At 48.1% G+C, this 10086-nt stretch carries 10 protein-coding genes; 5 read left to right on the top strand and 5 right to left on the bottom strand.

Features of this window, described 5'->3' with window-relative positions; translation table 11 throughout:
* Positions 1-361: 361 nt before the first annotated feature.
* From ACFS25_RS27480 to ACFS25_RS27460, 5 genes are all read right to left on the bottom strand, one after another.
* On the bottom strand, positions 362-625 hold the full coding sequence (locus tag ACFS25_RS27480; RefSeq protein ID WP_381507736.1) for a hypothetical protein: 264 nt from the start codon (positions 623-625) through the stop codon (positions 362-364).
* A 33-nt stretch (positions 626-658) separates the two neighbouring features.
* The gene (locus tag ACFS25_RS27475) at positions 659-1075 is read right to left on the bottom strand and encodes an Imm63 family immunity protein (RefSeq protein WP_381507734.1); all 417 of its coding nucleotides are present in this window, start codon (positions 1073-1075) and stop codon (positions 659-661) included.
* A 57-nt stretch (positions 1076-1132) separates the two neighbouring features.
* On the bottom strand, positions 1133-1420 hold the full coding sequence (locus tag ACFS25_RS27470) for an osmoprotectant transporter permease (protein WP_381507731.1): 288 nt from the start codon (positions 1418-1420) through the stop codon (positions 1133-1135).
* 94 nt (positions 1421-1514) lie between these two features.
* A complete protein-coding gene (locus ACFS25_RS27465; protein ID WP_381507730.1) occupies positions 1515-1823 on the bottom strand; it encodes a hypothetical protein in 309 nt (102 codons plus the stop codon).
* 463 nt (positions 1824-2286) lie between these two features.
* Complete coding sequence (locus ACFS25_RS27460; RefSeq protein WP_381507728.1) at positions 2287-3237, bottom strand: alpha/beta fold hydrolase; 951 nt, start codon at positions 3235-3237, stop codon at positions 2287-2289.
* Between the two features lie 1080 nt (positions 3238-4317).
* Here ACFS25_RS27460 and ACFS25_RS27455 point away from each other — a divergent pair.
* The 5 genes from ACFS25_RS27455 (at position 4318) to ACFS25_RS27435 (ending at position 9866) form a co-directional block, all read left to right on the top strand.
* The gene (locus tag ACFS25_RS27455) at positions 4318-4929 is read left to right on the top strand and encodes a PepSY-like domain-containing protein (RefSeq protein ID WP_381507726.1); all 612 of its coding nucleotides are present in this window, start codon (positions 4318-4320) and stop codon (positions 4927-4929) included.
* A 142-nt stretch (positions 4930-5071) separates the two neighbouring features.
* Positions 5072-6253: a cytochrome-c peroxidase gene (locus tag ACFS25_RS27450; RefSeq protein ID WP_381507724.1), complete on the top strand. Its 1182-nt coding sequence runs from the start codon at positions 5072-5074 to the stop codon at positions 6251-6253.
* Between the two features lie 445 nt (positions 6254-6698).
* On the top strand, positions 6699-8102 hold the full coding sequence (locus tag ACFS25_RS27445; RefSeq protein WP_381507721.1) for a DUF3500 domain-containing protein: 1404 nt from the start codon (positions 6699-6701) through the stop codon (positions 8100-8102).
* A gap of 100 nt (positions 8103-8202) precedes the next feature.
* The gene (locus ACFS25_RS27440) at positions 8203-9597 is read left to right on the top strand and encodes a HupE/UreJ family protein (RefSeq protein WP_381507719.1); all 1395 of its coding nucleotides are present in this window, start codon (positions 8203-8205) and stop codon (positions 9595-9597) included.
* Complete coding sequence (locus tag ACFS25_RS27435; RefSeq protein WP_381507717.1) at positions 9594-9866, top strand: hypothetical protein; 273 nt, start codon at positions 9594-9596, stop codon at positions 9864-9866. The genes ACFS25_RS27440 and ACFS25_RS27435 overlap by 4 nt, the downstream gene beginning before the upstream one ends.
* Positions 9867-10086: the final 220 nt, after the last annotated feature.

Below are 10086 nucleotides of genomic sequence, written 5' to 3'. Positions count from 1 at the left end.
TAGTCTAACAAGCCTGTCCATAAATTGACTGTTTATGGTCAATATTTTTCAGGACAAGTCATAGCTGATTACTGCAAGTTCAGTTAATGATGATCATTGACCTTTTCGTGAACGATTACAAATGAACTAATATATACGAATCAACCAACATGAGTTACATCTTAAGGCCGCTTGGTAATCTGGATATTGGCACAACAAACGGCCTAATGGACTTGCTCTATTTTACTGGCCACGACTCTGATTAATCTTAACGTATTGTCCAGTAAAATAGAGCAAGTCCAACCGAGCAGCGAAAGCAGAATGTGTAGTGATTTCTTGGCTAAGCACCCGATTAGCCGGGTAAAATTGCAGACGTCTTTCATCAGTCCGTAGTGAGGTTATAGACCAGCAACAGGAGCAGCACTTCGAGCAGGAACACAAGGATTTTACTCCAGTGATAGGGCAGCAAATTAAGTCCAATAAGGGCAAGGAGCAGTAGAACAGCCACGCCTTTAACAACTGTTCCCATACCCTGCATTTCATGGCCTAATCCACTACCTATTTGGAAAAGCATGTAAAGCACAATCGCTCCATATGAGATGATTAACAGCCAATTGACATAGGTAAGTAGTTTCCAAAAAGTCATGTTTTCGGGGGTGGAAGGGTTGAGTAACTCATTTTATGAATTAAAGACACCATCCCTAAAGGGATGCTTCGCTAAAATCAGGATATGCTGCTCCTGTTTCTTTTCCTGCCAACCGATGTTGAGGCACCCTAACAGGTCTTCTTGTTTACGGAACAGGATGCGTCTGAAATCCTGGGTGTGGTTTCTGTTTTTCAATTCAAAAGCGCAGGCCATGGAAAAGGTTATGGTGTCAAAAATCCAGTATAAAAGCTCATCGGGTATAGTGGTCGTTTGTCTTTCCAACTCCCTACCCCGCTCAACCACCACGAAATGAAATGTTTGGGAGTGGTCAATCTCAATATGCGGAAGTGCACCATCCATTGAATAGCCATACGTTGGGTATAGCGTTTGGGTGGCATCGATCTGAGCACCCAGAGCTTCCACCTGTTTCTGTATGTCCGAGAGCGTCACTGTCCTAATTTCTAGTGATTTGTCTGACTGATTGCCCGGAAGCATTTCCACTCCCGCTCATTTCCAGCCGGAAGGGTTGCCGGAGAGCATAAGCAGCATGAACAGGCCGTAGAGTATGGCGGGCACCGCCAGCAGAGCCATCAGGAGAGTGGCAGCAGTCGTGTATTGATGCATAAACAGCCAATAGCCCCCCAGTAACAGAGCGGCCAGACCAAGTAGCAGGACCAGCCAGACTAAACTGTTGTCCGAATCTACGGTGCCATCGCCTAAGCCGACAAAAAAGACGAAAACAAATACCAAGGCAAGCAGCGCGTCGATACCCCACAAAATCCAGAATAAATACATGATTAGACGGTATTTGAAGTTTATAAATTGGCGGTCAGCTTCTTATTCTTCACTGAGGTTTAAAATCTCATTAATCAGCCTGCGGTCAGCCTGCTTAACCAGCCACACTGTTGCTGCTGGCCAGCATGGCCGTTCTGGGAGCATCGGTCAAAAAACGTGCTTGCCAGATAGGCGCTTTTTTACCGGCACTAGTGGTCACCACCACGCGCTTGCCCTGGTCGTTGAGGTTGACATACGAAGTCGTGTGGGAGCCAATCAGTTTGCCATTGTTATTGTTGGTAAACAGGTTCAGGCGGTAGTCCCGCTCAAGCCCATAGCTGATGGCCATTGGACCACGAACCACCTGATTTTTAGCGGTTAACGAACAGCCCAATAAAGCAAACATACTGGTTAAGCGTGCCATTATAGGAAAAGAATACATACGGATTAACTCATTTATAGTAATTTTTGTCAGCCCCGTCAGAATTGATACGTATTCAATTGAAGATAGGGATAGGGTTTAGAAAAGGTATTTTGGGCTCCAGTAAGGTAGCCCTAGTCAGAAGGTTACTGCGTTAAAACTAAGCTGGTATGGGCGCATCAATCAGGGAGAACTGCTAGCAGGTCGCTTTTGGGCAACAACAGGTTCGGTCGAGTTGATGACGAACAGGAGCCGTTTTCTGGCGCTCAGCTAAAAAGGTATAAAAAGGCAAGTTTATCCGGCAAGACTTAGGGTGGCTTTTCCGTTTCATACCTTACCGTAATCGATAGGGCTTAGCCTAGCCTGTACATTAGGATAGTAGCTTTTGTTAGTCACGGATATAGGTTGCCTTTTAAGGAGGGAGGTATCATTCGGATAAATCAACTCTACGAACGGTCCACCTTATTCAGGCACCAACGAACTGCTCGATTCTGTCTTTTATGACCTGCAATGCCTCCCGATACGTTTCGATGCCGTGTCCAACTTGGGTAAAAACAATCACTTCCCGTAAGGACGCTAGCTCACCCTGAGCGTTCGCGATGGATTGGTTATAGGGAAATAATAAATCGTTATCGCCAACCAGCAAGAAAATAGCCGTTTTAATAGCCCCTAACTCGCCTTTCATAGAATAGGGCTTTTGGGTGTTATCGGTATATTGCGTTATCGCATATAACTCATACGTCACTAACAGCTCTTTATAGGCGGGCGACAAGTCGTGAGTAGGTGGGCATAAGACCGCTTTATCCAGAAATTTCAGCACATTCCGTTTGCTGGGCCAGAGAATGGGCAGTAAATTATAATACAGATTTTTGGCTGCCAATGAAAAGGGCTGCAAGCAGCCTGGATTCAGGAGAAAGGTGGCTTTTATCCTTTCGGGGGCAATTTGGCAAAGTTTCAGGCAAATAAGGCCCCCAAAAGAAGCCCCCGCCAGGTAGACTTTTTCTACCTGTAATTGGTCCAAAATTTCCAATGCCCATTGGCCATAGTCAGCGGATCGAATGTCGGGGGTATCCCCATCACTTAAATTGGGAAGTCCATTGGTTTCTATTAGAAAGAGACGGTAGTTTTTTCCAAACAGGTGAAGATTATTGTTAAAATCCCAAAACAAACTGCTGGTTCGCGCACCCGGAAAGATGATAATGGTTTCTGCCTGGGTATCCTGGGTGTTTATGGCCCAAATATGGGTTGTACCTAGGGACGTTTGTAGTTCGATCCGATCATAGCGTTTGTGGTTTAGCTGTTCGAGTTGGGAAACCCATTGCTCAAACCAGGTAACCGCTTTCTGTCGATCCTTAAAATACGAGTGCTTCTTGAGGTGCATACCGAGTGATAACTTGAAAAATAGTGAATGAACCATTCGCATTGCCCGGCCAGGCGTAACATCCAGGTATGGGTGGGCATTGATGAACCCTGTTCACCGGCCTATACGGGGTTAAATTTCCCTTTATTGACCAGATTTGTTCTGTCTTTTTGGCCAAAGCCTTTTAATCCAGACGCGCTTCGAGTAATGGACAGTTAATTAGTAGTCAATTTGTTTCGATGGACGTATAGCTCTAAAACACTCGTTACGTATTGGCGACCAATCCGTATACTGGGCAGTCTAGAACAAGAAGGTTGATCGGGTTGAAGTTGGCGTCAGTGCGGCAAACATAGACGTAATTAAGATCGTTGCCCACCGCGACTGAATAACGGGCGGGGCTCGATGAATACTGGCCGCGAAAACGGGGATACCTACCATCCGTCTCCAGGCCTCAGCCAGTGGGGCCAATGCCTGGAGACGGATGCGACCGCTTATCGTTGACAGCTAGTACAATTTGCGCCTGAGGGCCTGATCCTAATCAGAGGTTTAAATGAACGATTTTAGCGGTAGTTGACCTTAACACAACCCATTCATTGATAGTAACATAACGAGTTCATTAAATAGTATTCACTACCCTTATATTGGACGGAAACGGCCACTTGAGAAGGAGGGTGACTGTACGGATAAAAACAGGTGAGTTGCGTAAAGAAAACGCGACGCTACCTATACCAGAAGCCTGACGAGGGGCTTACGAGCTATTTTTTTCCTGAAGGAAACTGAGAAGTACTGTGCCGATGAAAACACTTGATTAACTATTTCTCTGAGAAGAGAGGTTAAGGACCCGAAAAGTATTTAATTTCTACTGAATCTACATTGGCTAAGTTAGCGGATCAAGACCTTGCCAAAGTCGCTACTATATATAACAGGGGCGACTTTGGCGGTTTAAGAAATCAGATAGTGCTTGCCTTACCGGTCATTTCTGATTATGTTCTAAAAGGTTCCATTTAGGTTGGAATTGTATCTAAGCCAATCGCAACACTCGCCGGCCATTGTTCGTACTGTTTAGTGAAAGTGGTTTTTACGGAGCGCGCCCGACAAGACCTCGCTTGTTCACTTTAAACAAATGACTCCAACAAAATGAAACAGTATCTTATTCTGGCCTTAACAGCCTTTATAGCTATTGGGATCGTCTCCTGCAATCAGAATAGTGTGTCCCCAACCGATTCAACGGTTGCTTCGTTGACCAGCGCACGCATTGCGGGTGTTACCAGCACGACCGGAAACAATGGTACGCTGACCTGCGGCAACAGCGAAACCGTTATTACGGCAGACCAACTCCCCGCTGCGGTCTTAACTTACCTGAGTACGAACTATGCGGGTTACGCTCTGGTACAAGCCGAACAGGGAACCAACCTACAGAATAGTGCTACGTATTACGAAGTGAAGTTTACCTTAAATGGTACAACCAAAGTATTGCATTTTGATATGACGGGCGCGGTGCTGGCTTCGTCAACGGGTGGTGGGAAAGGCCACGGTGGGGGAAACGGTTCGTCCACCGAGGTAGTAATAACGGCGGATAAACTTCCCGCAGCAGCCCTCACCTATCTGACTACAAACTATGCCGGCTATACCTTAGTGCAGGCCGAGCAGGGAACCACCACAGCCGGTGCTGTTTACTACGAGGTTAAGTTTACCCTGAATGGCAAAACGAAAGAGATTCATTTTGATGCGAATGGCGCTTTGATTTAGTTGTAAAAAGAGAGTCCAGAAAAAACCAGACCGACTGGCCTGGTTTTTTTTGCTTTAGCCGGTCAGACTACCGATTGCACGAACGTAGATAGGTAAGAAATGGGCAATTCTTTGTGCCAACTAAACGCATTAAAGCCAATTGATGATGAAAAACAAGCTGCCCTTCTTTGCGCTATCAGGCTCGATTTGCTTATGTATGGCCGTAGTCTTGAATGCCTGCAACCGGCAAACGGATGGGGTTGCCCCCGTTGTTCTGACCACGGTGCCTACCTCCGCCACGAGTGTCAGCACCTCTTCTGACGTTACCAGTCTTGCTCAGATAGCCCTGGGTAAAGCCTTATTTTGGGACCCTATCCTGTCGGGAGGCAAAGACGTAGCCTGTGCTACCTGCCATCATCCCAACAATGCCTATACCGACGGACTGGACCTCTCATTGGGAGAAAACGCCGTGGGCTATGGGAGTGCCCGCCGATTTATACTGCCCAATGATGTATCGTTTACCAAACGAAACTCGCCAACTATTCTGAATACTGCCTATAATGGAATGGATGCCAACGGCGGGTTTAATCCGACAACGGCCCCCATGTTCTGGGATTCCCGCATGGCCAGCCTTGAGCTTCAGGTAACTGGCCCAATGACTACGTTTGAAGAAATGCGGGGCCATGCCTACACGGAAGGCATGGCATTGGATAGTCTGGTAGCCCGTCTGAAGGCCATTGTCGACTACCAGCCCTTATTTCAACAGGCGTTTGGTACGCAACAGCCCATTACACCCACCAACATCGGCAAAGCGATAGCGGCCTTTGAGCGAACGCTGGTTGCCCTAAACTCGCCTTACGACCGCTACCAGAAGGGTGATAAAACCGCCATGACGGCAGCCCAGATACAGGGCATGCAAACCTTCGCCAATGAAGGCTGTGCCGTTTGTCATTCGGGGCCTATGTTTTCCGATTACCAGGCCCATGTGCTGTCGGCGCCGGATAATGCGAAGTTAGCGGCTTCGGATGCGGGGGTCAACGGGACGTATGCCTTCCGAACACCCACCCTGCGCAACGTTGGTTTAACCGGCCCGTATATGCACAACGGTACTTTCCAGAGTCTGGCTCAGGTAGTTAACTTCTATGACCAGATTGGTGATGGGAATTCGCAGAATCCGCACGTGGGCAGGCAACAGTTAGACGCGAACGTACGGCGCATCAACCTGCGCAACAATGAACAGGCGCAGATTGTCGCCTTTCGCAACGCCCTAACTGATACGGGCTTCGACAGGAGCATTCCGGCCAGTGTGCCCAGCACTCTAAATCCTGGGGGAGGCATTCGTTGATTGGAATAGCCATCTAACGGACATTGTATACCTGACTGGCGTTGTTCTAAGGGCATAAATCGCTACTAAAAGTAGTACTATGCTATTTAAAAGCAGTACTATATAGTGTTTGGTAAGCAGCCGCTAAAAGATGTTCTGAATGTATCCATCTGGGTTGGGTTTGTATCTGCGATTCAGGCAACAAAAACAGACATTAGCTTATTAAATAGGTAGAGTTAATAGGTTGTTCTGAGATGCATTCTTCTTCTTGAGTTTATCTGCGTTAGAAGATGACCCGCATGCTGTCATTAGCCCATGTTTGGGAATCGACACGGCAGTATGGTGTCCTCGATATCATGTTCTAAAAGCTTCCATACTGCCGGGATACATATCCAAGACGGCAGTAGTGCCTGTAGTTCCACTTTGTCAATATCATCTGATCACTCAGTTTCTTTTCGCTTGATTTATGAAAAAAATACTTGTTAATACAGCAGGCTGCTTACTAATCGCTGTGTCTTGTCTGGTGGGCTGTAATTCTGGCACTGATTCGACGGTTACACCGACAACCTCGGCAGCCATCACATCTCTTGTTTGTTCTTCGGCTACTTTTTCGGCTACTCCAGCGGCAGGTACAGCTTTCACGGGTACGGCCACAGTGCCCTACGCCGGTGGAAATGGGGTAGCCTATTCGGCTGGCGCGGGAGTGGCTTCGACCGGAACAACCGGTTTAACTGCAACCTTGACGGCAAGCACCCTGACAAGTAGTGCCGGCAATTTGATCTTTGCGGTTACGGGTACACCGAGTGCGGCAGGTACAGCCACTTTTGCCGTAACTTTTGGTGGGCAGTCGTGTAGTTTCACCATGACCGTGACAGCAGCAGCTTCCACTACCAGCCCAACAACGGGTACGGCTTGGTCAATGAATAGCAATATCAATGCTATTGTACTGGCAGCACAGGCATTCCAGGCAACACTGACAACGGCACAGGTAACATTGCTTCAAGATGCTTCTTACAACAAAGCGCATGCACAAAAGTGGTCTAATTTCCCGATCCAGGGTTATAAAGATCGGGTTGGACTGCAGACTAATTCGTTAAGTACGGCCCAATTTGCCTCCTTTTATAATCTGTTGAAAGTGGCCACAGGTACAGCAACCGACGAAGGTAATGATGAGTATTTAGGGATTATGGCGGCTGACGACTATCTACATGACTTTAGTGGTGAAACCTTCGGATCGGGTTATTATTTTATTGCCTATATCGGCGTACCAAGCACGACCGGGCTTTGGTGTTTACAAATTGGCGGGCATCACGGAACCATTATTTATACGTTCAATGGAGGTAAAATGACCGGGGGCACCCCATCGTTTCGCGGTACAGAACCCTATCCGACCTGGACCTATAATGGTAGACTTTACCAGACAATGGTCAACGAAACCACTGCTTTTGCTAATGTGATGCAAAGTTTAAGCGCTACCCAACTGGCCACCGCGAAGCGTTCGGCTGCTCAAAATGACCTGATCGTCGGACCTCAAAAAGACGGCGCTTTTCCTACAGCCAAAACCGGCATTAAAGGGAGTGACCTTACCTCGGCGCAAAAAGATGTGTTGCTGGCAGCAATTAATTTATATGTGGATGATTTAGACGACACCGCTGCCGCTGCGGTACTGGCCAAATACAAGGCAGAGTTAGACGATACGTACATTTCATACTATGGTGGAACAACCATGGCCGCGTTGGGCGATTACTTTTTAATCGATGGGCCTGGTGTCTGGATCGAATGGAGTATACAGGCCTCACCAACGCTTAAAACGGGCGTTCATACGCACACACTCTGGCGAGACAGAATAGCGGACTATGGTGGAAATTAAAAAGCTGGGCTTGAGCAAGCCAACGCCTGGGTGTGTATTTATACTACACGCCCAGGTACCTAAACAAGCAAGAATAGCCAAAGACGATAGCATCCTGAACATGCGATTCAACTATCTTTTTACGGATTTAGCCCATTGGGTGATGAGATATGTCAGGCAAGGCATTTTCTTACTTGTCTTGATTTTCCTCTGCGGAAAAGGAGGCCCTGTTTCTGCCCATCCCATGCCGAATTCAGTAGTCGTTTTGACTATTCATGAAAAAACTATTTCGGGCGAAATTCAGTTGCCGCTTGGCGAATTGCAGTCTGCCATAGGCATGAAGGTCAATGATCAGTCTAATAGGTTGATTGAACGACTGGGCGATTCGCTGCAACTATATCTGCGGCAACACATCCATCCCAAAACGTTGGATAACCAGAACTGGCCTATTGACATCGGTGCTATGCGCCTGTCAATTGTAAGGAACAAATTAACGGGCGACTACAAAGAATTAATCATCGCGTTTACGATGTTACCCCCGGAACACTACGACTTGCGTAATTTTTATTTCGACTATGATGTAATTTTGCGCGAAGTGGCCAGTCATAAAATTTTGATTTCTGTAAAACAGGATTGGGCGCAAGGGCATCTATCAGACAGTGAACCCATGCAGGTAGGCGTAATCGAACTGGATGTTCCGTCCGGAAAAGTAGTCCCGCTGCAAATCAGTTTGGAACAGGGAAGCCTATGGAAAGGGTTTGCTTCCATGGTGAAGTTGGGTATGCAGCACATCAGAGAAGGAACCGATCACCTGCTGTTTCTGCTGGTGCTGCTACTGCCCGCCCCACTGTTGGTGGCTGGCAACAGGTGGAGTCGGTTTGGCGGAGTTCGCTATAGTGTCAGGCGATTATTGCTGATCGTCACCGCGTTTACCATCGGTCATTCGCTCACCCTGCTGCTGGGGGCATTTGGTTTATTGCGGCTGCCAAGCCAACCCGTTGAAGTGCTCATTGCCGTGTCTATCCTGGTATCGGCCCTTCATGCCCTCCGACCTTTGTTTCCCGGCCGGGAAGCTTGGGTAGCAGCTGGATTCGGCCTGGTTCATGGACTGGCTTTCGCCGGTACGCTCATGAATCTGCACCTCGACACCGGCCCGATGGCTCTGAGTATTCTGGGCTTCAACCTGGGCATTGAACTCATGCAGGTGGGGATCATTACCCTCGTCATTCCCTGGCTAATCCAGCTGAGTCAGACACCGTACTACAGCGGATTACGGCGTACCGGTGCCGTGTTTGCCGGAATAGCAGCCACCGCGTGGGTCGTTGAACGCCTATCCGGTGAGCCAAATGCCGTGACTGTCGTTGTCGGGCAGGTAGCCCGGCAAGCTTGGTGGCTCCTGGCGGGGCTGGCTCTGCTTGCGTTGCTTGGCTGGTGGCGCTTGAAGAAGGCCGGACCACATTCGGCTAAACGCAGCCCGGCCTGTCAGAGCCCGGCTAAACAACTTCCTTTCTTATGACGACGTACGAAAATGCTTTTTTCTGCCTTCAGCAGTATTTAACCCGCACATTCACCCTGCCGTGTCGGTCGCTTGCTGCCTACCAGCAACTACAGGGTACGTTAGGATTGAGCGAATGGGAATTTACAGAAGCAGTCGTGGGGCTGGAAACCCGGTTTGGCGTTTTGCTGCCCGACGAGTCGCTGACACCTAAGCTTACCGTTGGCGAATTATGCGCATTAATCGATCAATACGCCGGACGTTCCTACTGGTATCATCAACATACATGAAATCATGGTGGCTGAACCGCCCGGTGTCTTCTAAGTAGTACGCCAGTACGTTTAACAGGGCATTCGTGTAGCTGATTCAAAATCGGAGACAACATTAAACGGAGCAAAGTGAAAAGAAATATATGCCTGTTTCATTGGGCGATTTTACCCCTTACCGGACGACTTCGCAGACCGGTGTGTATGGTCGTCGGATTGAGTTGTTTTTATCAGTCAGGCTTAC

The organism is Spirosoma flavum, from assembly GCF_042686045.1.
GTDB lineage: Bacteria > Bacteroidota > Bacteroidia > Cytophagales > Spirosomataceae > Spirosoma > Spirosoma flavum.
This window is presented reverse-complemented; position numbering and strand designations above follow the sequence as displayed.